General features: G+C 72.3%; 21 protein-coding genes. 13 read left to right on the top strand and 8 right to left on the bottom strand.

Annotated elements, in window-relative coordinates:
• Positions 1–310: 310 nt before the first annotated feature.
• The gene (locus tag ACFY2Z_RS00375; protein WP_390741954.1) at positions 311–475 is read left to right on the top strand and encodes a hypothetical protein; all 165 of its coding nucleotides are present in this window, start codon (positions 311–313) and stop codon (positions 473–475) included.
• 242 nt (positions 476–717) lie between these two features.
• Complete coding sequence (locus ACFY2Z_RS00370; protein ID WP_390741953.1) at positions 718–1,179, top strand: hypothetical protein; 462 nt, start codon at positions 718–720, stop codon at positions 1,177–1,179.
• On the opposite strand, the gene ACFY2Z_RS00365 is transcribed toward ACFY2Z_RS00370, so the two are convergent.
• The 3 genes from ACFY2Z_RS00365 to ACFY2Z_RS00355 all read right to left on the bottom strand — a co-directional run bounded on the left by ACFY2Z_RS00365 (position 1,148) and on the right by ACFY2Z_RS00355 (position 4,191).
• On the bottom strand, positions 1,148–2,131 hold the full coding sequence (locus ACFY2Z_RS00365; RefSeq protein WP_390741952.1) for a 3-oxoacyl-ACP reductase: 984 nt from the start codon (positions 2,129–2,131) through the stop codon (positions 1,148–1,150). The genes ACFY2Z_RS00370 and ACFY2Z_RS00365 overlap by 32 nt on opposite strands.
• 34 nt (positions 2,132–2,165) lie before the next feature.
• Complete coding sequence (locus ACFY2Z_RS00360) at positions 2,166–3,251, bottom strand: Zn-dependent alcohol dehydrogenase (protein ID WP_390741951.1); 1,086 nt, start codon at positions 3,249–3,251, stop codon at positions 2,166–2,168.
• Positions 3,252–3,315: 64 nt separating this feature from the next.
• Positions 3,316–4,191: a MaoC/PaaZ C-terminal domain-containing protein gene (locus ACFY2Z_RS00355; protein ID WP_390741950.1), complete on the bottom strand. Its 876-nt coding sequence runs from the start codon at positions 4,189–4,191 to the stop codon at positions 3,316–3,318.
• Positions 4,192–4,471: 280 nt separating this feature from the next.
• On the opposite strand from ACFY2Z_RS00355, the gene ACFY2Z_RS00350 reads away from it, so the two are divergent.
• The 3 genes from ACFY2Z_RS00350 to ACFY2Z_RS00340 are packed head-to-tail and all read left to right on the top strand — an operon-like array spanning position 4,472 to position 7,437.
• On the top strand, positions 4,472–5,383 hold the full coding sequence (locus tag ACFY2Z_RS00350; RefSeq protein WP_390741949.1) for an ATP-binding cassette domain-containing protein: 912 nt from the start codon (positions 4,472–4,474) through the stop codon (positions 5,381–5,383).
• Positions 5,383–6,099 carry an ABC transporter permease gene (locus tag ACFY2Z_RS00345; RefSeq protein WP_390741948.1) on the top strand — a complete coding sequence of 239 codons (717 nt, stop codon included), beginning with the start codon at positions 5,383–5,385 and terminating at the stop codon, positions 6,097–6,099. Before ACFY2Z_RS00350 ends, ACFY2Z_RS00345 begins: the two co-directional genes overlap by 1 nt.
• 12 nt (positions 6,100–6,111) lie before the next feature.
• The gene (locus ACFY2Z_RS00340) at positions 6,112–7,437 is read left to right on the top strand and encodes a sensor histidine kinase (RefSeq protein WP_390741947.1); all 1,326 of its coding nucleotides are present in this window, start codon (positions 6,112–6,114) and stop codon (positions 7,435–7,437) included.
• Here ACFY2Z_RS00340 and ACFY2Z_RS00335 read toward each other — a convergent pair.
• The gene (locus ACFY2Z_RS00335) at positions 7,415–8,899 is read right to left on the bottom strand and encodes an alpha-L-arabinofuranosidase B (RefSeq protein ID WP_390742404.1); all 1,485 of its coding nucleotides are present in this window, start codon (positions 8,897–8,899) and stop codon (positions 7,415–7,417) included. The genes ACFY2Z_RS00340 and ACFY2Z_RS00335 overlap by 23 nt on opposite strands.
• A 330-nt stretch (positions 8,900–9,229) precedes the next feature.
• Between ACFY2Z_RS00335 and ACFY2Z_RS00330 the strand changes: the two genes are divergently transcribed.
• The 7 genes from ACFY2Z_RS00330 to ACFY2Z_RS00300 all read left to right on the top strand — a co-directional run bounded on the left by ACFY2Z_RS00330 (position 9,230) and on the right by ACFY2Z_RS00300 (position 16,122).
• On the top strand, positions 9,230–9,862 hold the full coding sequence (locus tag ACFY2Z_RS00330; protein WP_390742403.1) for a response regulator: 633 nt from the start codon (positions 9,230–9,232) through the stop codon (positions 9,860–9,862).
• Positions 9,863–10,052: 190 nt separating this feature from the next.
• A complete protein-coding gene (locus ACFY2Z_RS00325) occupies positions 10,053–11,792 on the top strand; it encodes an MFS transporter (RefSeq protein ID WP_390741946.1) in 1,740 nt (579 codons plus the stop codon).
• Between the two features lie 130 nt (positions 11,793–11,922).
• Positions 11,923–12,642: a class I SAM-dependent methyltransferase gene (locus ACFY2Z_RS00320; protein WP_390741945.1), complete on the top strand. Its 720-nt coding sequence runs from the start codon at positions 11,923–11,925 to the stop codon at positions 12,640–12,642.
• Positions 12,643–12,709: 67 nt separating this feature from the next.
• Positions 12,710–12,901 carry a CGNR zinc finger domain-containing protein gene (locus ACFY2Z_RS00315; protein ID WP_390741944.1) on the top strand — a complete coding sequence of 64 codons (192 nt, stop codon included), beginning with the start codon at positions 12,710–12,712 and terminating at the stop codon, positions 12,899–12,901.
• A gap of 10 nt (positions 12,902–12,911) precedes the next feature.
• Positions 12,912–13,826 carry an N-acetylmuramoyl-L-alanine amidase gene (locus ACFY2Z_RS00310; RefSeq protein WP_390741943.1) on the top strand — a complete coding sequence of 305 codons (915 nt, stop codon included), beginning with the start codon at positions 12,912–12,914 and terminating at the stop codon, positions 13,824–13,826.
• 155 nt (positions 13,827–13,981) lie between these two features.
• Positions 13,982–14,755 (top strand): DUF5336 domain-containing protein, encoded by a 774-nt coding sequence (locus tag ACFY2Z_RS00305; RefSeq protein ID WP_390741942.1) that lies wholly within the window; start codon positions 13,982–13,984, stop codon positions 14,753–14,755.
• A gap of 116 nt (positions 14,756–14,871) precedes the next feature.
• The gene (locus ACFY2Z_RS00300) at positions 14,872–16,122 is read left to right on the top strand and encodes an LLM class flavin-dependent oxidoreductase (RefSeq protein WP_390741941.1); all 1,251 of its coding nucleotides are present in this window, start codon (positions 14,872–14,874) and stop codon (positions 16,120–16,122) included.
• A gap of 247 nt (positions 16,123–16,369) precedes the next feature.
• On the opposite strand, the gene ACFY2Z_RS00295 is transcribed toward ACFY2Z_RS00300, so the two are convergent.
• Complete coding sequence (locus tag ACFY2Z_RS00295) at positions 16,370–16,921, bottom strand: hypothetical protein (protein WP_390741940.1); 552 nt, start codon at positions 16,919–16,921, stop codon at positions 16,370–16,372.
• Between the two features lie 169 nt (positions 16,922–17,090).
• Here ACFY2Z_RS00295 and ACFY2Z_RS00290 point away from each other — a divergent pair, with 169 nt between their 5' ends.
• Complete coding sequence (locus tag ACFY2Z_RS00290) at positions 17,091–17,384, top strand: hypothetical protein (protein WP_355907665.1); 294 nt, start codon at positions 17,091–17,093, stop codon at positions 17,382–17,384.
• A gap of 172 nt (positions 17,385–17,556) precedes the next feature.
• Here the strand turns inward: ACFY2Z_RS00290 and ACFY2Z_RS00285 are convergent, their stop codons facing one another.
• The 3 genes from ACFY2Z_RS00285 to ACFY2Z_RS00275 are packed head-to-tail and all read right to left on the bottom strand — an operon-like array spanning position 17,557 to position 20,881.
• Entirely contained in the window at positions 17,557–18,627 is a 1,071-nt protein-coding gene (locus ACFY2Z_RS00285) for a prenyltransferase/squalene oxidase repeat-containing protein (protein ID WP_390741939.1), read from the bottom strand.
• A complete protein-coding gene (locus ACFY2Z_RS00280; RefSeq protein WP_390741938.1) occupies positions 18,624–19,403 on the bottom strand; it encodes a class I SAM-dependent methyltransferase in 780 nt (259 codons plus the stop codon). The genes ACFY2Z_RS00285 and ACFY2Z_RS00280 overlap by 4 nt, the downstream gene beginning before the upstream one ends.
• Complete coding sequence (locus ACFY2Z_RS00275) at positions 19,397–20,881, bottom strand: glycosyltransferase family 4 protein (RefSeq protein ID WP_390741937.1); 1,485 nt, start codon at positions 20,879–20,881, stop codon at positions 19,397–19,399. Before ACFY2Z_RS00275 ends, ACFY2Z_RS00280 begins: the two co-directional genes overlap by 7 nt.
• Positions 20,882–20,968: the final 87 nt, after the last annotated feature.

Here is a 20,968-nt window from a genome sequence, read left to right as displayed (position 1 = left end):
ACCCCAGCCGGTGCCACACCAGCCGCCGCCACCCCCACGCCCCCGCAAGACCCCCGCATCGGCCGGGGTCTCCCTCCGCCGCACGCTCACCTGGCCGCGCCCCGACCCCGGCAGCACCAGCGACACCGGACGGTCACGGCCCCGGGCGGCAGCCCTGCCCACGGCCGAGGCGGCCTCCGCACTACCCGGCCCGGACGCCGTCACCACCCCCGACACGACGGTCGTGACAACCCCTGTCACAACTGTCACCGCAGCCCGTTAGACTCGCCCGGCTGTACGAAGGATCATGTTGACGGGGTGAACACTTCTCATGAGCGACACCAGCACCGCATCGCCGCTGTCCGCCGAGGCCCAGGACCCCCTGGTTCACGGCCGGCACCGTGGCCCGGTCTCGGCCGAGGACCACGAGGCGGCCCCGCACGGCCGGCACCGCAAGCCGTCCGGGCAGCAGGAGGAATCCGACACCGCGGCCTGACCGGCACGAGGGAGCGCGAACCGTCGGCGCCCACCACCATGGGCGCGCCGACACCACGGTGAGCGCGCCGGTCGACGCACCGGAACCCCCGCCCGTCGTACGACGGGCGGGGCCGTTCCGTATGGGGCTCCCCCGTGCCCCGGCGGTGGCGACACCCGCGACTCCCCCTTGTCGCGCCGTGCATCGACCCCCACGATCGAGACCCCACGGCACGGAGCGCGACATCACGGCGGTAACCCAGATTGCTGGGACACGACGGCGGTCTCCGGCACCACGGCACCACCCGGGACGCGCCGATGATCCCGTCCGAGACCGTCAGACGCCTGGAGCGCGCCCTGCGCGGCGCGGCCGGCGCCCTCTCCGTACTCGACCGCACCGCCGAGGTCCTGCTCGACGCCGTACCGGCCGATGTGTGGTGCGCGGTGATCCTCGACCCCGCCACGCTGCTGGACACCGGCGGGCAGCACGCCCACGGCTTCCCGGAGGGGAGCATGCTGCGCCTGTTCGAGATCGAGCACGTGGAGCAGGACGACGTCGACGATCTGCGGGCCCTCACCCGGCGTTCCGGCGCGGCGGGGGTGCGCAGCAGACGGGAGCTGGTCGGCGAGCTGTTCCTCCGGCACTGTCTGCCGCAGCTCGCCCACCCGCCGCCGGCCACGGACGGCCGGCTGCTCAGCGATCCGCCGCCGCCCCCGCGTGCTTGAGCCCGAGCACCTCGGCGGCCGCGAACGTCTCGCCCGGGGGCCGCCGCGCGTAGTGCGGAGTGAGCAGCGCGTCGAGTTCGTCGTAGGTGAAGACGTCCTGCTCGGTGTCGAACCTGGCCTGTATCCGGGGTCGTTCGACGATCGCGACCATGCCGCCGTGCACGACGAGAAGCTGCCCGTTCACCTGTGCGGCGGCCGGTGAGGCGAGGTAACCGACGAGCGGGGCGACATGCTCGGGGGCCAGCGGGTCGAGGCCCTCGCCGGGCTGCTGAACCCCGGCGAAGACGTCCTCGGTCATCCGGGTGCGGGCGCGCGGGCAGATCGCGTTCGCCGTCACCCCGTACCGGGCGAGCGCGAGGGCGGTGGACGTCGTGAGGCCTACGATCCCGCCCTTGGCCGCCGCGTAGTTGGGCTGCCCGGCGGATCCGGCCAAAAACGCCTCCGAGGACGTGTTCACGATCCGCCCGTACACCGGGCCGTCGGCCGCCTTGGCCCGGGCCCGCCAATGCGCGGCGGCGAAGCGGGTGGTGTTGAAGTGGCCCCTGAGATGGACCCGGATCACCGAGTCCCACTCGTCCTCGGACATCGAGAAGACCATGCGGTCGCGCAGGATGCCCGCGTTGTTGACGAGGATGTCCAGCGGGCCGAACTCCTCGACCGCGAACTCCACCAGCGTCCGGGCCTGTTCATGGTCGCCGACGTCCCCGCTGTGGGCGGCGGCCCGGCCGCCGGCCGCGCGGATCTCGGCGACGACCTCCTCGGCGGGTGCGGCGGAGGCCGCGCCGGAACCGTCGCGTCCGGACTGTCCGTGGTCATTGACGACGACCGACGCGCCGAGCCGGGCCAGTTCCAGCGCCTCGGCCCGGCCGAGGCCCCGCCCGGCGCCCGTGACGATCGCGGTCCGTCCCTCAAGGGGCCGTGACGGCCGTGAAGGCAGTGATGGCGGTGTCATCAAGTTCGGTTCCTTCCCGTCCCCTCGCGGAGGTTCAGATCTCGATGCACGTACGCAGCGCCGTACCGGTCCGCATCTGTTCGAGTGCCTCGTTGATCCCGGCCAGCGGCACCCGGTGGGTGATCAGGCCCTCCAGATCGATCCGGCCCGCCCGCCACAGCGCGATCGTCCGCTCGTAGGAGCGCAGGACGTCCCCGCCGCCGTACAGCGAGGGCAGGATCCGCTTCTCGTCGAAGAACAGCTCGAACATGTTGAGCCGCAGGAAGTCGTCCAGCGCGCCCGCGCCGACGACCACCAGGGTGCCGCCGCGCCGGGTGTTCTCGTACGCGGTCCGGGCGGTGGCCGACTTTCCGACGACCTCGAAGACATGGTCGAAGCCCTCGCCGGCGGTCACCTGATGCTTGGCGTCGGGCAGCCCGTCCGGGGCGACGGCCCGGGTGGCGCCGAACCTCAGGGCCGCCTCGCGGCGGGAGGCGACCGGGTCGACGGCCACGATCTCGGCGGCTCCCCTGAGCCGGGCGCCCTGGATCACGGACATGCCGACGCCCCCGCAGCCGATGACCGCGACCGATGAACCGGCCGCCATGTCGGCGGTGTTGAGGGCGGCGCCGAGCCCGGTGGTCACCCCGCAGCCGATCAGGGCCGCGATGTCGAAGGGCACGTCGTCGGGGATGGGCACCGCGCAGCCCGCGTCGACGACGACCTCCTCGGCGAAGGTGCCGGTGCCCGCGAAGCCGAACAGGTCGGCGGAACCGCCCGTGGTGCGCCGGAAGTTGGGGGTGGCCGCGTTCATGAACCCGGCCAGGCACAGCTCGGTCTGCCCCCGCTCGCACGCGGGACAGGCGCCGCAGGCGGGCAGCCAGCACACCACGACCCGGTCACCGGGCTTCACCCGGCTCACGCCCTCGCCGACTTCGAGGACCTCGCCCGCGCCCTCGTGTCCCGGTACGAAGGGAGCGGGCTGCGGCAGTACGCCGTTCATGGCGGACAGGTCCGAATGGCACAGCCCCGTGGCGCGCACCCGGATCCTCACCCTGCCGGGCCCGAACCCCGCCGCCTCGATGCCGTCGAGCACCTCCAGCTTGTCCTGGCCGATCTCGTGCAGTACGGCTGCGCGCATGGTGCGGCTCCCCTCGGAGTACGGAACTCACAGATTCGGAAGTGCCGACCGGCCGGGCCGGCACTCAGGCGTGCTCCACGACGGTGTCGGCGAGCACGGGCACGTCGTCCCGCTCGACGGCGCTCACGGCCACCCGCACCGCGCCGTCCCGCCGCCACATACGGATGCGCAGCGTCTCGCCGGGGTAGACGACCCCGGCGAAGCGCGTGGCGTAGGAGCGCACCCGGGTCACATCGCCGTCGAGCAGGGTGTCGACGACGGCCTTGAGCGTGCTGCCGTAGGTGCACAGGCCGTGCAGGATGGGCCGCTCGAATCCGGCGAGCTTCGCGAACTCCGGGTCGGCGTGCAGCGGGTTCCAGTCGCCGGAGAGGCGGTAGAGCAGGGCCTGATCCTCGCGCAGCGGCCGTTCGACGGTCCGGTCGGGCTCGCCGGTGGGCGGGTCGAGCCGCAGGGAGGGACCGCGGTCGCCGCCCCAGCCGCCCTCACCTCGTACGAAGATCTGGGAGTCGTTGATCCACAGCGGGCCGTCTGAGTCGGCGACCTCGGTGCGCATCACGAGGACGGCCGCCTTGCCCTTGTCGTACACGGCGGCGATACGGCCGGTGGCGGTGGCGGTGCCCGCGACGGGCAGGGGGCGGTGCACGGTCAGGGACTGGCCGCCGTGCAGGACGCGGGCGAGGTCGACCTCGATGCCCGGCAGGGACAGTCCGCGGATCACGGCGGGCGAGCCCGCGCCGGCGACGGTGGCGAAGCTCGGCAGGACGTGCAGCCGGGACTCCAGGGTGTAGCGCAGCTCGTCGGGGTCGGTGGCGGGGCTGTCCTTGTCGGGGCGGGCGCCCGCGCCGATGCCGAGGTGGTACAGCTGGACGTCCTTGTGGTCCCAGGTGATCTCGCTGGATCGGGGTTCGGCGGCGAGGGCCTTGGCTGCGTCGATGGGCATGGGGCTCCTGACACTCGCGGGGATGACCCCGGTGCGGCCGTCCGCACCGTCGGCCGCACCGGGGTCGTCACGGGGCCGCGGGAACCCGTCCGTTCTAGAACGCGTTCCAGTACGGCAGACCTCTGTATAGCCCAGGGCCCCCTGCTTGTGAAGGCTCCTGACACAGCGTCAGTTCGGGGGGCGGCACCGCGCCGGTCCCGTCGGCCATGACATTTGTCCTGCCCGAGTCCGTACAACAGCATCTGCCGGGCGCACCCTGGCAGCCCGTAGCGTCGGGGACATGACGAAGAAGACCGGGACACCACCTGCCGTGTCCTTCACGGGGGCGGTCAAGACCTACGGAACCGTACGCGCCGTCGACGGTGTCGACCTGGAGATCGGGACCGGCGAGACGGTCGCCCTGCTCGGCCGCAACGGCGCCGGCAAGTCGACCACGATCTCGCTGCTGCTCGGCCTGAACGAGCCCGACACGGGCACGGTGGAGCTGTTCGGCACCTCCCCGGAGCGGGCCGTGCGCGCGGGCCGGGTGGGCGCCATGCTCCAGGAGGCGCGGGCCGTGCCCCGCGTCACCGTGCGCGAGCTGGTGTCCTTCGTGGCCGGGCGCTACCCCGACCCGCTGCCCGTGAACCGGGCGTTGCAGCTGGCCGGGATCACCGAGCTGGCGGGGCGGCGCGTGGACCGGCTCTCCGGCGGACAGACCCAGCGGGTGCGGTTCGCGGTGGCGCTCGCCGGAAACCCGTCGCTGCTCGTGCTGGACGAGCCGACGGCGGCCCTGGACGTGGAGGCGCGGCACGCCTTCTGGGACTCGATGCGGGCCTACGCCCAAAGCGGCCGCACCGTGCTGTTCTCCACGCACTACCTGGAGGAGGCGGACGCGTACGCCGACCGGATCGTCGTCATCGACCGCGGCCGGATCGTGGCGGACGGCACGGGCGAGGACCTGCGGCGGTCCGCGGGCGGCAACCTGGTCTCGATCGACCTGGCGGGCCGTGCCACCGAGGGGCTCGACCTGCTGCCCGGCGTGCGGTCGGTGGAGGTGCGCGGGGACCGGGCGCTGCTGCGCACCGACGACTCCGACGCGACGGTGATCGCCCTCGCCCAGCTGGGCGCGATACGCGGCCTGGAGGTCGCCCCTGCGTCGCTGGACGACGCGTTCCTGGCCCTGACGGCACGCGAGAGGGAGACGGTGTGATGTGGGACTATCTGCGGCTCGAGGTGCGCCGGACCCTGCGCGACGTCGGCTTTGTGATCGGCGGGGTCGCGATGCCGGTGATGATGTACCTGCTCTTCACCAACATCGGCGACGACGACGGCGCCTGGAAGACGGCGTCCATGGTGGGCATGGCGGCCTACGGCGCGGTCGGCTCGGCGCTGAACACCGGCGGCGGGGTCGCCGAGGACCGGGCCATCGGCTGGCTGCGGCAGCTGAGGGTGACCCCGATGACCCCGCGCCAGGTCGTCGTCGGCCGGGCCCTGACCGGTGCGGTGACGGTCCTGCCCGCGATCGTCGCGGTGCTCTTGGCGGGCGGGCTGGTCAACGGGGTGCGGCTGGCCGCCTGGCAGTGGGCGGCGATCGCGCTGCTGCTGTGGCTCGGCTCACTGCCCTTCACCCTGCTCGGGCTCGGCAACGGCTACCGGATGACCGCGCAGACCACGGGCGTGACCAACATGGTGTGCAATCTGGGGCTCGCGGTGCTCGGCGGTCTGTGGTTCCCGGTCACCCTGTTCCCCGGCTGGCTGCGCGCCCTGTCCGCGTACACCCCGACCCGTCGTTTCGCCCAGCTCGGCACGGCGGTCGCCGACGGGCACGCCCCGGCGCTCACCGCGATCGTGATCCTGGCCGCTTGGCTGCTGGCCTTCGGTTCGTACGCTGTCCTGTCGTACCGCCGGAGCGCGGCGACCAGCTGAACGGGGAGAGAGATGTCCTGGATGCGCAAGGCCTCACAGGGATGGGACGCGAGGCGGTCGGCTGCGCGGGAGGTCCTGGAGCGGCAGCGGTCGGCCGTGCGGGAGGCCCGGGAGCTCCAGCGGTGCTACCAGGAGAACAAAACACGTCTGAAGGCCGAGCAGCGGGCGGCACGCAAGGCCGGGAAGCTTCTGGAGACCCCGGGCCCGCCGCCCAGCGGCTTCACCCTGTTGCCCTGGCTGCTGATGGGGATGGGGGCCTTCTCGAACATCTTCCAGGGCAAGACCCCGAACCCGTGGATCGGCGGCCTCGGCCTGCTCGCCTTCAACTCGTTCTATGTCTACGTGACGTTCCGCGCTTTCTCGAAGGAGAAGCGCGAGGCTCTCTCCACCCGGGTGGCCCTCGGCCTGATGGCCGTGGTGACCTGCGGACTCGCCATCGGGTACGGCGGCACCTGGCTGCTGTTCTTCCCGCTGCTCGGGCTCGCGACGGGTGCGCTCCTGCGCGGGCACCTGCGTGCCTACGGCACGGCGGTCGCCCTGCTGGCGGGGGTGGTCAGCTGCTACCGCGACGGATGGAACGGCCTCAACATCGCCTACGCCACCTGGATCTCGACCATGGTGACGGCCGTGGTCCTCTCCCTGTCCGAGGCCGTGCGAGAACTGCGCGCCGCCCGCGAGGAGCTGGCCCGGCGTGCGGTCGAGGAGGAGCGGCTGCGCTTCTCCCGTGATCTGCACGATCTGCTCGGCCACACCCTCTCGGTGATCGTCGTGAAGTCGGAGGCGGCCCGCCGGCTGGCCCCCAGGGACATGGAGGCGGCGCTCGCACAGGTCACGGACATCGAGTCGGTCGGCCGCCAGGCGCTCACCGAGATCCGTGAGGCGGTGACGGGCTACCGCGAGGGCAGCCTGGCCACGGAACTGGACCGGGCCCGATCGGCCCTGACCGCCGCCGGCATCGAACCCCGCGTACGCCGCTCGGGCTCTCCCCTGGCCCCCCAGGCGGAGGCCCTGCTCGGCTGGGTGGTGCGCGAGGCGGTCACCAACGCGGTGCGCCACAGCGGTGCCGCCCACTGCCGGATCACCATCGAGGGCACCCCCGAGCGCGTACGTCTGACGGTCGACGACGACGGGGCCGGGGCGCCCGCGCAGCCCGCCCCGGAGGGTGTCGGCGGCACCGGTCTGCAGGGACTGACCGAACGCCTCGCGGCGGCGGGCGGCTCCCTGCGGGCCGGCCCGTCGCCGCGCGGCGGCTTCACGGTCACCGCCGAGCTCCCCGTGGACGGCGAGCGCCCCGCGGAGCCGGTGGAGGTGCTGTCTACGGCGCCCAGGGCGACGTGACCGCCCAGCTCACGTCGTCCGACCACGAGGTGGCGCTGTCCCAGGCGTTGGAGCCGCCGTCACTCGCGAGGTAGAGGCCGTAGTCGTAGTGGCGCAGATACTTGCTCGGGTAGTTGTACGACGCGAACGACGTCCCGTTGCCGCTCCTGCCGGTCACCGGGCAGAACGTGGCGTCGGCCCGGAACAGCGCGCTGCCGTTCATGGGCTGCCGGTGGAGCCGGAAGTTCTGGTGCCGGAGGAAGTCGCCCGGGTAGTTCCTGGACTCGAAGGAGACACAGGAGCTGTCGGCGAGGCCGCGGCGGACGATCCAGGTGGCGTCGTTCTTGTCGAGGCTGGAGCTGCTCGACGTCACCGGGGAGATGACCGCCGCGTCGTCCTGGTGACGGATGTAGTCACCGGTGCAGCAGGAGGTGGTCGCGCGCAGCGAGATCTCCGATCCCGGGCTCAGCGAGCCGGTGGAGCCGGTCGGGCCGCCGTAGCCGACGGAGACGATGTTCGCCTGCACGGCGTTGTCGGCCGCGTCCGTCGGGATGCCGGCGGTCATCACGCCCTCGAAGAAGGACCCGATGGAGCCGTTGCTGTTGTCGCCGCCCGTGCCCAGGACGATCGCGCCCTCCTGCTTCATCGGTGAGTAGCCGCCGCCGTTGACGCTCGGCTCGGGGCCGGAATACGTCGTCGTGAGAGCGCCGGTCCGGGAATTGCCGTATTTCAGCGCGAAATGGTCCTGCCCGTTGTTCTTGAGCAGCGCGGTCACGAACGGCAGCGGGCCCGTACCGGTGTTCGCCGTGTTCTTGCTGTAGCCGGAATCCGACTGGAACAGCCCGTTCTCCAGATCGGCCTGTACCCAGGGGCCCTGACCGTAGCAGGGCGCGAACCAGCACTCGGTGCCGAAGTTGATGGCGTCCATGTGGCCGTTGCCGGTGTCCGTGTTGTTGGTCTCGGCGTTGCCGTAGTCGAAGCAGCAGCTGCCGTTCACATGGGTGCCGGAGGTCACCATGTACATCCCCTCGGCCTGCCCGTCGACCGCGACCCCCGAGGTCGAGTTGTCCCGGTAGCCCATGCCGGCGGAGATCTCCAGGCCGTAGACCTGGTGGCCGCCGGCGGTCACCGGCAGCGCGTCCGCGGGCGCGCCGACATCGGCCGCGCCCGCGCCGCCCGCGCCCTCGACGGTGAGGTCGTTGTGGCGCGCGGACTGGTCGTAGATCTTGGAGATGAGGCAGGTCGTCCCGGAGCAGAAGGAGTCCTGGGCGGCCGCGTCGGCGTAGCCGCCGGCCGACAGCACGCCGATGTTCGCCGTCGCGCTGTCCGAGGCGCGCTGCACCTGGTAGAGCGGGCCGTCGTACGCCGAGTACAGCGCCCGGACGAGGCTGTGCGCGGCGACGCAGGGCGTGCCGGCGGCGGCGTAGATGTCGCACGGGAGGGAGCCCGCGGCGGCGGCCCCGGGCGCGCCGGCGGCGAGCATCACGACGGCTGCCACCGCCGCGAGCGCGGCCGTCGCGGCTCTGCGGAGTCGTAAGAACACGGTGTTTTCCTTTCGTTCCGGGTAAGGCGGTGCGAGTCGTTCCGGGTGGCGCGGCACAGGTACCTGGTCGAAATACCGGACGCTGTTCGGGCGAGATACCGAACGATTCCCGGATCTGAAATGCCGAACAATGCGGGAAGGCGGGATCGGCGCAGGAACGACAAAGACGAGTGCCGAATGCCGAGCCGATTGTTTTCCTGGCTTTCCGGTCCGTCAAGATGCCGGGATCACAACGGCGCGGTGTCTCCCTAGGATTGGGCCGTGAACGAGATGCCACGGGACCACCGGCCCGCCCCGCCCGTCCGCGTCCTGCTCGCCGAGGACCAGGGCATGATGCGCGGCGCCCTCGCCCTGCTGCTCGGCTTGGAGGCCGACATCGAGGTCGTCGCACAGGTCGCGGCGGGCGACGCGATCGTGGACGCCGTACTGACCCACCGCCCCGATGTGGCCCTGCTGGACATCGAGCTGCCGGGCATGAGCGGCCTGGACGCGGCGGCCGTGCTGCGCGAACAGGCCCCGGACTGCCGGGTGCTGATCCTCACCACCTTCGGCCGGCCCGGCTATCTTCGCCGCGCCATGGAGGCGGGGGCCGCGGGGTTCCTGGTGAAGGACGGGCCGGTGGAGGAGCTGGCCGCCGCGATCCGGCGGGTGCTCGCCGGTGAGACCGTCATCGACCCGGGGCTGGCCGTGGCGGCGCTGAGCGCCAAGCCCAATCCGCTGACCGCGCGCGAGTGCGATGTCCTGAAGGCGTCCGTGGACGGGGCGACGGTCGCCGACATCGCCGCGAAGCTTCATCTCTCCGAGTCCACCGTGCGCAACTACCTCTCCTCCGCCATCGGCAAGACGGGCACCCGCAACCGCATGGAGGCGATGCGGGAGGCCCGGCAGCAGGGGTGGCTGTAGGGACCGAGCGGGGCCGGATCGTCTGACGTCGGGTCACTTCATCACGGGATGGTCAAGGATTCGTTAGGGGCCCAAAGCAACGGAATAGTTGCCCGTGCATACGAGGTTTACCCGGTACTTGTCGCACGCGGATCGCGTCGAACCGACCTCGTCCCGTACATCTTCACTTCCGGCCTGGAGGCCCCACCCCATGACGCACACGACGGCCGACCAGCCCACACGGAGGCCCTCCGGCGCGCTTGTGCCGGTACTCGCCTTCGCGGGCATCGTGGTCGCGGTGATGCAGACCCTGTTGGTCCCTGTCATCAAGGATCTGCCCCAGTTGCTGAGCACCGCGCCCAGCAACGCCACCTGGGTCCTGACCTCCACCCTCCTCGCGGGCGCCGTGGCCACCCCGATCATGGGCCGCCTCGGCGATCTCTACGGCAAGCGGCGGATGCTGCTCGCCAGCCTGGCCGTCATGGTGATCGGCGCACTGGTCAGCGGGTTCACCGACGCCCTGCTGCCGATGATCGTCGGCCGTGCGCTCCAGGGCTTCGCGATGGGCGCGATACCCCTGGGCATCGGCCTGATGCGCGACATGCTGCCCCGCGAGCGGCTCGGCTCGGCGATGGCCCTGATGAGCTCCTCCATCGGCGTCGGCGGCGGACTCGCGCTGCCCGCGGCGGCCCTGGTCGCCGAGCACGCCGACTGGCACGCCCTGTTCTTCGGCGCCGCCGGACTGGGTGCCCTCTCGATCGTCCTCACCCTGCTCGTCGTGCCGGAGTCCCCGGCCCGCGCCGGAGGCTCCTTCGACCTGCCGGGCGCCATCGGCCTGTCCGCCGGTCTGGTGCTGCTCCTGCTGCCGATCACGAAGGGCAGCGACTGGGGCTGGTCGTCCGGCACCACGCTCGGCCTGTTCGGCGCCTCCGCAGTGGTCCTCGTCCTGTGGGGCCTGTTCGAGCTGCGCGTGGCCGCCCCGCTGGTCGATCTGCGGACCACCGCCCGCCGCGAGGTGCTGCTGACCAACCTCGCCTCGATCATGGTCGGCGTCTCGTTCTACGTCGTCTCGCTCGTGCTGCCGCAGCTGCTCCAGCTGCCCGCCGCCACCGGCTACGGCCTCGGCCAGTCGATGGTCGTCGCGGGCCTGTGCGCCGCCCCGCTCGGCCTGACGATGATGTTCACCGCGCCCGTCTACGCCCGTCTCTCCGCCCGCTTCGGCCCCAAGGTCACCCTGATCATGGGCCTGCTCATCATCGCGATCGGCTACGGCGGCGGCCTCGGCCTGATGGACGCCCCCTGGCAGACCGTCATCACCTCGGTGATCCTCGGTGCGGGCATCGGTCTCGCCTACTCGTCGCTGCCCGCGCTGATCGTCGGCGCGGTCCCGGCCTCGGAGACGGGCGCGGCCAACGGTCTGAACACCCTGATGCGTTCCATCGGCACCTCGGTCTCCAGCGCCGTCATCGGCATGGTGCTCGCCAACACCGCGCAGCACACGAACGGCCTGGCGATCCCGACCATGCACGGCTTCCGCCTCTCGTTCCTGATCGCGACCGGTGCGGTGACGATCGGCCTGCTGCTCGCCCTGTTCCTGCCCGGGCAGCGCCCCTCGGCCAAGCCGCAGCTGCGCGCGAGCAGCGAGGAGGACGCCAACCTGGAGCGCGCCGAGGAGATCCTGCGGGGCTTCCGCGGCCGGGTGCTGGACGCCGAGGGCACCCCGGTCGCCCGCGCCAAGGTCACCCTGATCGACCGCCGGGGCCGCCAGGCGGGTGCCACGCTCTCCGCGGAGGACGGCAGCTATGTGCTGGCCGTGCCGGCGCGGGGCCCGTACGTCGTGGCGGCGCGGGCCATGGGCCACGCCCCGCACGCCTCGTCGGCCACCCACCCGGGCGAGGAGCGCTCGGTGGACCTGGATCTGTCCCTGCCGGCCGAGACCGTCTCGGCCTGACGCACAGCGCCCTGCCGCACCCCCCGTCGCCGACGCGACGGGGGGTGCGGCAGCATGGGGCGCCTACAGGTCCGTACGGCGCCTTCGCGGCGGTACGCGCCTGACCGGACGTACGACCGAAAGGACCCCCATGCCCGCGGCGCCCTCCCCCGAGATCCTGGCCTCGTTCGAGGCCGCGAAGGGGTTCATGCCGCTGCGCGAGGGACTCGCGCTGTACTCGGCCGCCGTCGAGGCCGGGCGACTGGGACTGCCCCTGCTGGAGGTCGGCACCTACTGCGGGCGCTCCGCGATCCTGCTCGCCGACGCGGCCCGCGCCGCCGGCGTGACCGCCCTCACGGTCGACCACCACCGCGGCAGCGAGGAGCAGCAGCCCGGCTGGGACTACCACGACCCGGAGACGGTCGACGCCGAGGTCGGGCTGATGGACACCCTGCCCACCTTCCGGCGCACCCTGCACAAGGCGGGCCTGGAGGACCACGTGATCGCGCTCGTCGGCCGTTCGCCACAGGTGGCCGCGGTCTGGAACAGCCCGCTCGGCCTCGTCTTCATCGACGGCGGCCACACCGACGAGCACGCGAACGCCGACTACGAGGGCTGGGCCCGCCATGTGGCCGAGGACGGCCTGCTCGTCATCCACGACGTCTTCCCGGAGCCGGAGGACGAGTTCACCGGCCAGGCCCCGTACCGCGTCTACCTCAGGGCCCTTGGGTCCGGCGACTTCACGGAGGTCTCCGCGACCGACTCGCTGCGCGTCCTGAGGCGAACGCGGGCGGCGGGCGACCAGCGGTCGCGGGTCACGTCACGGTCGGCGGCGCGTCCGGAGGTCAGTTCTCCTGCCACCAGCCGGTGACGGCCCCGGCGTAGGCGTCCGCGGCCTCCTCCCAGACGAAGTGGCGGTCGGCGGCATCACCCGCGCGGTGGCCGAGCTCATGGCCGACGGCACATGGTCCCGCATCCGCGTCTGCGACAACGAGGGATGCCGGCACGTGTTCTACGACACCACACGCAGCCGCACCCAGCGCTGGCACTCGTACGCGACCTGCGGCAACAGGACCAATGTGGCCTCGTACGGAGCGCGGAAGAAGGCCGGCCCCGAAGTCAGACCATAAGGTGGCAGGCATGTCGTACGCTGGACCGGACTTCGATGCCCCCGAGCCCCGCCGTCCCCGGCGCGGGCCGCTGATGATCGCCGCCGCCGCGCTGGTACCGGCCGCGCTGCTCGGCTGGCTGGTCTACGAGGCGGTCGCGGACAGCGGCGGCACACCGGCCGCTGCGACGCCCCGGACGGGTCCGCCCGCCGCCGCGGACTCCCCGAGGGACGACGGCAAGCTCACCAGTCCTCCCGCGACCGCCGGGGCGGCCTCGCTCAAGGGCAAGATCGTCCTCGTCGACCCGGGACACAACCCCGGCAACTTCCGGCACACCGCCGAGATCAGTCGCAAGGTGGACATCGGCACCAACCGCAAGGAGTGCGACACCACCGGCACGTCCACCAACTCGGGTTACACCGAGGCCCAGTTCACGCTGGACGTGGCGCGCAGACTGCGCACGATCCTCGAACAACAGGGCGCGACCGTGAAGTTCACCCAGGACGGCGACCGTGCATGGGGGCCGTGCGTGGACGAGCGGGCGCACATCGGCAACGCGGCCCACGCGGACGCGGCCGTCTCCATCCACGCGGACGGCGCACCGCAGGGCGACCGCGGCTTCCACGTCATCCTTCCGGCCTCGGTGCACCAGGGCTCCGCCGACACCCGCCCCATCGTGGGCCCCTCACGCGACCTGGGCACCCGCATCAGGGACGGCTTCAACCACGTCACCGGCAGCCCCCTCTCCAACTACCTGGGCAAGGGCACCGGGCTGGTCGTACGCAGCGATCTCGGGGGCCTCAACCTGTCCACCGTTCCGAAGGTGTTCATCGAGTGCGGCAACATGCGCGACAGCAAGGACGCCGCACTGCTGACGAGCGGCGCATGGCGGCAGAGGGCGGCGCAGGGGATCTCTGAGGGAATCGTGAGTTTCCTGCGGGGGTAGCCCTCACCTGCCCGGGCCCGGCGGACACCCCGACCGGGCGGACGATAGTGTCGTCCCTACGATGAGGGGCCGCCCGCGCGCTTCACACCGCGGCCCGAGGGCGACATGGTGACAGCGACGCCTCCAACGACGAGACGACAGACGAAGGACCCGAAGTGAATATCCGCTCCCTCACTAGAGGCGACGGCGTGGTGATCGGAGCAGCGGTAGTGCTGTTCATCGCGTCGTTCCTCGATCTCACCGGCTGCGGCAGCGTCGACGCCGCGATCTGTTCCCGGCTCGACCTTCCCAGCGCCTGGGACGACCTCGGGCTCGGGCTCGGCACCTACACGGCCGGGGTGATCGGGGGCGGGCTCGTCGTGTTCGCCCGGCTGCTCCCCGCGCCGCGCAAGGTCGCGGGCCTGGAGCTGGGAGCCTTCGGGACCGCGCTGACCGTCGCCTCCGCGTGGGTGCTGCTGTGGACGCTGATCGACGCCAACAACGCGGGCGCCGGTCTCATCCTCGGTTTCATCGCCGCCCTCGTGCTGGCCGCCGCCGCAGTCGCCGCCCCGCTCGTCCCGGCCCTGCAGGCCGCCCTCGTCCCCGCCCCCAAGCCGGCCGCACCCCAGCCCTACGGCGCGCAGCCGTCGGCCGGTCACGGCTACCCGGGCGCCCAGCAGCAGCCCTACGGCCAGCCCCAGCCCCAGCCGACGCAGGCCTACGGCGGCCAGCCGCAGCCGGCACCCGCCGCGGAGTTCTCCCCGTTCTGGTTCGCCGTCCCGGTACCGCGCCCGCTGTACGCGGAGGACGGCTCGCCCGTGCCGATCGCCGAACTCGCCCCCGGCACCTGGTACCTGGCCGTCGAGCAGCGCGGCCCCGGCCTGGTGGCGCAGACGCAGGACGGCCGCCGCGGCGTGCTCCAGGACACGAGCGGCATCCAGCGCGGCTGAGCGTTCCGACCGCTTCCGTACGGCCCCTCGCCCTTCCGGGCGGGGGGCCGTCGTCGTACAGTCGCACCTCCGGCAAGGTACTGACGAACCGTCAGTCGTGGACGTCTGGAGGCGTGATGCGGCTGGGACTGGCGCTCGGCTACTGGGGTCGCGGCCCCGACGCGGGCCACCTCGCGCTCGCGCGGGAGGCCGAACGGCTCGGCTACGACTCCGTGTGGACCGCCGAGTCCTGGGGCTCGGACGCCTTCACCCCGCTGACCTGGATCGCCGCGCGGACATCGAGGATCAAACTGGGGACGGCGGTCGCCCAGATGGCGGCCCGCTCCCCCACCGCCACGGCGATGCACGCGCTCACCCTCGACCATCTCTCCGGCGGCCGGATGATGCTCGGCCTCGGTCTGTCGGGGCCTCAGGTCGTCGAGGGCTGGTACGGACGGCCGTTCCCCGCCTCCCCGTTGACCGCGACGAGGGAGTACGTCGACGTCGTCCGCCAGGTGCTGCGGCGCGCGGGCCCGGTGACGCTGGACGGCCGCTTCCACGCGCTGCCGTACCGGGGCGCGGACGGCACCGGGCTCGGGAAGCCGCTGAAGCCGATCACTCATCCGCTGCGGGCGGACCTTCCCGTCCTGCTGGGCGCGGAAGGCCCGAAGAACGTGGCGCAGACGGTACGGATCGCGGACGGCTGGCTGCCGCTGTACTGGTCGCCGACCCGTCCGGAGGTCTACGAGGCGTCGCTGGCCGGGCGGCGGGAGAGCGACGGGGAAGCGAGCCCCGGGCCCTGTCGTCGAACTCCCGCCTGCCCCGCGACGCACTCTCGCCGCACCCCGCACCGTCCCGAGTACATCCAGTACGAGGGCCTGCGCGCGGCACGCCGAGAGCACGCACCTGACGCCGCAGGGCCCGCCCTCCGGGCGGACGACGGGAGTTCGACGACCGGACCTGGCCGCTTCCTCGTCGCACCGATGGCCCGGGTCAAGGTCTGCGACGACGTGGCCGAAGGACTGCTGCCGGTGAAGGCGATGCTCGGCTTCTACATCGGCGGGATGGGCCCGATGCAGGGGCGCGCGGAGCGCTCCGTCAGGGGTGGCGGCCGGGCGACGGGCGGGCGCAACTTCCATGCCGACCTCATGGCGCGCATGGGCTACGAGGAGGAGGCGCACCGGATCCAGCGGCTGTTCCTGGAAGGGCGGCGGGAGGAGGCGGTGCTCGCCGTGCCCGACGCCTTCGCGGACGAGATCTCCCTCGTCGGACCGCGCCGCCGGATCGCCGAACGTCTGGAGCTGTGGCGCAAGGGCCCGGTCACGGACCTGCTCGCCCTGTCCCCCGACCCGCACACCCTCCGCGTGCTGGCCGAGCTGAGCACCTAGGTCCTGTCGTCAGACTCCCGCCTGCGACGCCATGCACGCTCCTCCACGCTCGGCTTCGCTCGCGCGGGCGGTGCCCCCTCCGCCGCACCGGGCGAAACCCCACGTACCTCCAGTACGAGGGCTTCCGCCCGGCACTCCCCAGAGCTCTTCGAGCAGGGGGTGCCCCCAGAGCACGCACCTGACGCCGCAGGGGCCGCCCTCCGGGCGACGACGCGAGTTCGACGACAGGACCTAGCACTCCCCCGGTTCAGCCCCGGGCGAGCTGGGGCCCGGACGGCACCTGGTTGTGCACGGTGACGCCCGCACTCTTGCCCGCGGCCTTCACCTTGCGGACCACGGCGTCGAAGGCGGCGACGGCCGCGGCGTCGCCGTGGCGGAGCTTGCCCGGCAGATACTTGAGGGCGTCGATGGACGCGCTGACCGGCGCGAGGGCCCTGGCCAGCGCGGGGTCGCCCTGGGCGTTGTACCGCGCGCCCTTGAGCCGGTCGTAGGCGAAGGTGCCCGCGAGGCCCGCCTTGAGCAGCGTGGCCGCGCGACCCGGCGCGCCGTCGGCGAACTCACCGCTCTTCCACGGCTTCACTATCCACTGCCGGACCGTCCCGGCCGCGAGGCCCGCGCTCAGCGCGAACCGGGATCTGGCCAGTTGCTGCCGCTGCGCCTGGGTGCTCGGGGACGGCGAGGGGACCGTGATGTAGGCGGCCACCTGCCGGGTGGCACTGCCGCTCCCGCAGGCGGCGGCGCCGACCGGCAGGGTGCTGCACAGCGCGAGAACGGGGGCGAGGGCGCGTATCGGGGGCACGGGCACAGGAGTCCTCCGGGTCGACCAGGGTGACTGCTCCACCGGCAGCCTCACCCGGCCCGCCGCGACGCGCCGCCCCGGCGCGGCCGATCGGGTGAAACCCTTGTCCCGCAAGGCCTCCAGGGCCCCCGACGCGTTTCAACACAGGCCGACGGGCAATCCGGAGAGCATGTCCCCTCGATATCGCAACGGTGCCAATCAGGCCGGCACGGTCATAGCGGTCGTCGCCGATGTCATGGCCCTCATCCTGGGCCTGTGGATACTGATGTATCTGCTGCACGCGAATCCGGCCAACGCTCTGGTGCAGTTCGTCCACGACACCGCCCAGTGGCTCGCGGGCTGGTCGCGTGACCTGTTCACGTTCAACAAGGCCTGGGCCCGGGTGGTCGCCGGGTACGGTCTGGCCGCGGTGGTCTACCTCTTCATCGGCCACACCATCGCCAACCGCATCCAGCGCCACTGAGCCCCTGACCGGACCGGGAGGCCGGTGCTGCGGCGGGGAAGCTTCGCCGAGTTCGGCGAACCTTCCCGGTCACAGCACGGGTCGTCAAACTCCCGCCTGCCCGCGACGCCATGCCACACCGCACTCGGCGGCCCCCACCGATCAGCCGCGTAAACAACGCGGGTCAATCCACCTAGGCGCAGCAGTCCGGGTCCAGCCCCCTCGGCAGGTGTTCGCCGCCGAAGACCGCGCAGGTCGGCTCGTGGCCGCCGAGCGCCGCCACGGCCAGCAGCAGCGAGCCCGCCGTCCAGGTGGTGAGTTCACGCGGCCAGATCACCTGGTCCTCGAAGACGTAGCCGGTCCAGTACAGGCCCGTCTCCGGGTCCCTCAGATGCTGGATCGACTGGAGGATCTCCAGCGCGCGGTCGGACTCGCCCATCACCCACAGCGCCAGGGCGAGTTCGGCCGACTCGCCGCCGGTCACCCACGGGTTGGGGACGACGCAGCGCACCCCGAGCCCGGGCACCACGAAGCGTTCCCAGTCCGCCTCGATGCGCTCCTTCGCCGCCGCGCCGGTCACCGCACCGCCGAGGACGGGGTAGTACCAGTCCATCGAGTAGCGGCCCTTGTCCAGGAACCGCTCGGGGTGCCGGCCGATGGCGTGCCGCAGCGCGCCCACCGCCAGCTCCCAGTCCGGCTGCGGCTCCTCCCGCTGCTCGGCGATCGCGAGGGCGCAGCGCAGCGCGTGGTGGACGGACGAGCACCCGGTCAGCAGCGCGTCCGCGACGTCCGTGCCGTCGTCCTCGCGCTTCCAGCCGATCTGCCCGCCGGGCTGCTGCAGCCGGAGCACGAACTCCACGGCCGCGTACACCGTCGGCCACATCCGGTCCAGGAACGTGTCGTCGCCGGTGGCCAGGTAGTGGTGCCAGACGCCGACGGCCACGTACACGACGAAGTTCGTCTCCCGGCCGCGGTCGGTGATGCGCTCCGGCTCTCCGTCGGCGTAGGCCGCGTACCAGGAGCCGTCCTCGTTCTGGTGCCGGGCCAGCCAGTCGTACGCCCGCTCGGCCGCCGCGTGTTCGCCGGCCGCGTCGAGCGCCATGGCCGCCTCGACGTGGTCCCACGGGTCGAGATGGTGTCCGCGGAACCACGGTATGGCTCCGTCCTCCCGCTGTGCGGCGAGGATCCCGCCGACGGTCGCGGTGGCCTCCTCGGCGGTGAGGACCCCGGGCAGGACCAGGTGTTCCGTCCGGGGAGTCGTCACTTGGCGGCCGCCTCGGAGCGCCCGGAGGACGCGGCGGACGCGGCCGGCTCGTCGACCCGCGGCAGGTGCGGTTTGGTCGCGTAGGCCACGAAACTCTTGCCGATCAGCGGGTTCAGGGCCTGTTCCGCGACCCGGGTGGCGAGCGGCTTCTTCATGATGTCCCAGACGAGGAGCTTGTGGTACGCGCGCACCGGCAGCGCCTTGTCGTTGTCGACGCCGAACGCGCACTTCAGCCACCAGTACGGAGAGTGCAGCGCGTGCGCGTGGTGCGTGCCGTACGGCCTCAGTCCCGCCTCCCGTATCTTCGCGAGGAGTTCGTCCGCCTTGTAGATGCGGATGTGGCCGCCCTCGACCTCGTGGTAGGCGTCGGACAGGGTCCAGCAGACCTTCTCGGGCCCGTAGCGCGGCACGGTGATCGCGATACGGCCGCCCGGCCTGAGCACCCGGACCATCTCGGCGAGGACGCCCTTGTCGTCCGGGATGTGCTCCATGACCTCGGAGATGATCACGACGTCGAAGGACTCGTCCGGGAAGGGCAGCGCGAGGGCGTCGCCCTCCATGGCGGTCGCGGTGGCGCCCTCGGGGGCCTCCCCGGCCTCCTTCATCGCCGCGAACCACTTGGCGACCTCGCGGATCTCCTCGCCGTTCTGGTCCAGGGCCACGACCTGGGCGCCGCGCCGGTAGCACTCGAACGCGTGCCGTCCGGCACCGCAGCCGAGGTCCAGGACACGGTCGCCCGGGGCGAGCGGGAACCGGGAGAAGTCGACGGTCAGCACGTGGCCCTGCTTTCGCGGTTGGAATCGGCGTCGGACACCGAAGCGGCGGTCGCCCCGACGGCGGCCTCGGCGCCTGCGGAGGCGGCGGAGGGCGCGTCCGCGCCCGTCGTCCTGGCTACGGTCGTGAAACGGCTGGGAGGCGCGGCCGGTGAGCGGTGGGCGGCCGGGCCGGCAAGGGCGGCGATCGCCTCGCGGTACCGCGTCACCGTGCCCTGTGCCGCCTTGGCCCAGGTGAAGTGGCGCAGCACCCGCCGGCGGCCCGCCGCGCCGAGGCGCGCCCGCAGTTCCGGGTCCCCGAGCAGCCGGCTCAGGCCCGCCGCCAGTGCGCCGGCGTCACCGGGCGGCACCGCCAGACAGGTCTCGCCGTCGGGTCCGGCGACCTCCGGTATGGCGCCACCGGTCGTGGCCACCAGCGGCGTACCGGTCGCCATCGCCTCGGCCGCCGGCAGCGAGAAGCCCTCGTACAGCGACGGCACGCACGCCACCTCGGCCGAGCGCACCAGGTCGACCAGTTCGGCGTCCGAGATGCCCTTGACGAACTCGACGGCGTGTTCGAGTCCGTAGCGCTCGATCGCCTGCGCGACCGGGCCGTCCTCCGCGCGCTTGCCGACGACGACGAGATGCGCCCCGGGGTGCTCGGTCCGCACCTTGGCGAGGGCCTCGATCAGGAAGACGAGTCCCTTGAGCGGCACGTCCGCGCTGGACGTGGTCACGATCCGGCCGGGTACCTGCGGCACCGCGGGATCCGGCGAGAAAAGGTCGGTGTCGGCGCCGATGTGCACGACGTGGATCCGGTCGCGGGACACACCGAGGTGGTCCACGATCTCCTGCTGGGAGGTGCCGGAGACGGTGAGCACCGACGGCAGCCGGCGCGCGACCCGCTTCTGCATGCGGGTGAACGCGTACCAGCGCCGGACGGACGCCCGCCGCTTCCAGCCCTCGGCCGCGTCCAGCTCCAGTTGCCGGTCCACGGTGATGGGGTGATGGATGGTGGTGACCAGCGACACGCCGAGGTCGCCCAACAGGCCGTAGCCGAGCGTCTGGTTGTCGTGCACGACGTCGAAGTCGCCGCGCCGGGCGCGCAGATGACGGCCGGCCCGCAGCGAGAACGTCAGCGGCTCGGGAAAGCCGCCGGTCCACATCGTCGCGACCTCGACGGCGTCGATCCAGTCCCGGTACTCCTCGCGCCGCGGGGTGCGGAAGGGGTCGGGCTGGCGGTACAGGTCGAGGCTCGGCAGTTCGGTGAGGGACAGGCCCTGAAGGTCCTCGCCCTCGTCCAGTACGGGGTACGGCTGGGCGCCGATGACCTCGACCCGGTGGCCGAGCCGGGCCAGCTCACGTGAGAGATGCCGTACGTACACGCCCTGGCCGCCGCAGAACGGGTTTCCCTTGTACGTCAGGAGCGCGATGCGCAGCGGGCGGTCGCCGTCCGCGGCCGAGTCCTCCTCGGGCCCTGCCTCCCTGGCCTCAGCGGTCACTCGTGGCCCCTTCTCCCTGCCATTTCCCGCGAGACTACGACGGGACGGTAATCTAGAACAAGTTTCAGACTTGATCGTTGAAGAGGC

This window comes from Streptomyces sp. NPDC001222, from assembly GCF_042896945.1.
Lineage (GTDB): Bacteria > Actinomycetota > Actinomycetes > Streptomycetales > Streptomycetaceae > Streptomyces > Streptomyces gibsoniae.
The sequence above is the reverse complement of the archived record's forward strand: the minus strand, read 5'-3'. Positions and strand labels throughout refer to the sequence as shown.

Excerpts from the sequence above, each read along its gene's own strand:
- ACFY2Z_RS00340 (WP_390741947.1), top strand. The coding sequence starts at position 6,112 with ATGTCCTGGATGCGCAAGGCCTCACAGGGATGGGACGCGAGGCGGTCG.
- ACFY2Z_RS00290 (WP_355907665.1), top strand. The coding sequence starts at position 17,091 with ATGTCCCCTCGATATCGCAACGGTGCCAATCAGGCCGGCACGGTCATA.
- ACFY2Z_RS00300 (WP_390741941.1), top strand. The coding sequence starts at position 14,872 with ATGCGGCTGGGACTGGCGCTCGGCTACTGGGGTCGCGGCCCCGACGCG.
- ACFY2Z_RS00325 (WP_390741946.1), top strand. The coding sequence starts at position 10,053 with ATGACGCACACGACGGCCGACCAGCCCACACGGAGGCCCTCCGGCGCG.
- ACFY2Z_RS00345 (WP_390741948.1), top strand. The coding sequence starts at position 5,383 with ATGTGGGACTATCTGCGGCTCGAGGTGCGCCGGACCCTGCGCGACGTC.
- ACFY2Z_RS00365 (WP_390741952.1), bottom strand. The coding sequence starts at position 2,131 with ATGACACCGCCATCACTGCCTTCACGGCCGTCACGGCCCCTTGAGGGA.
- ACFY2Z_RS00355 (WP_390741950.1), bottom strand. The coding sequence starts at position 4,191 with ATGCCCATCGACGCAGCCAAGGCCCTCGCCGCCGAACCCCGATCCAGC.
- ACFY2Z_RS00350 (WP_390741949.1), top strand. The coding sequence starts at position 4,472 with ATGACGAAGAAGACCGGGACACCACCTGCCGTGTCCTTCACGGGGGCG.
- ACFY2Z_RS00360 (WP_390741951.1), bottom strand. The coding sequence starts at position 3,251 with ATGCGCGCAGCCGTACTGCACGAGATCGGCCAGGACAAGCTGGAGGTG.
- ACFY2Z_RS00335 (WP_390742404.1), bottom strand. The coding sequence starts at position 8,899 with ATGCTCGCCGCCGGCGCGCCCGGGGCCGCCGCCGCGGGCTCCCTCCCG.
- ACFY2Z_RS00375 (WP_390741954.1), top strand. The coding sequence starts at position 311 with ATGAGCGACACCAGCACCGCATCGCCGCTGTCCGCCGAGGCCCAGGAC.
- ACFY2Z_RS00310 (WP_390741943.1), top strand. The coding sequence starts at position 12,912 with ATGTCGTACGCTGGACCGGACTTCGATGCCCCCGAGCCCCGCCGTCCC.
- ACFY2Z_RS00320 (WP_390741945.1), top strand. The coding sequence starts at position 11,923 with ATGCCCGCGGCGCCCTCCCCCGAGATCCTGGCCTCGTTCGAGGCCGCG.
- ACFY2Z_RS00330 (WP_390742403.1), top strand. The coding sequence starts at position 9,230 with ATGCCACGGGACCACCGGCCCGCCCCGCCCGTCCGCGTCCTGCTCGCC.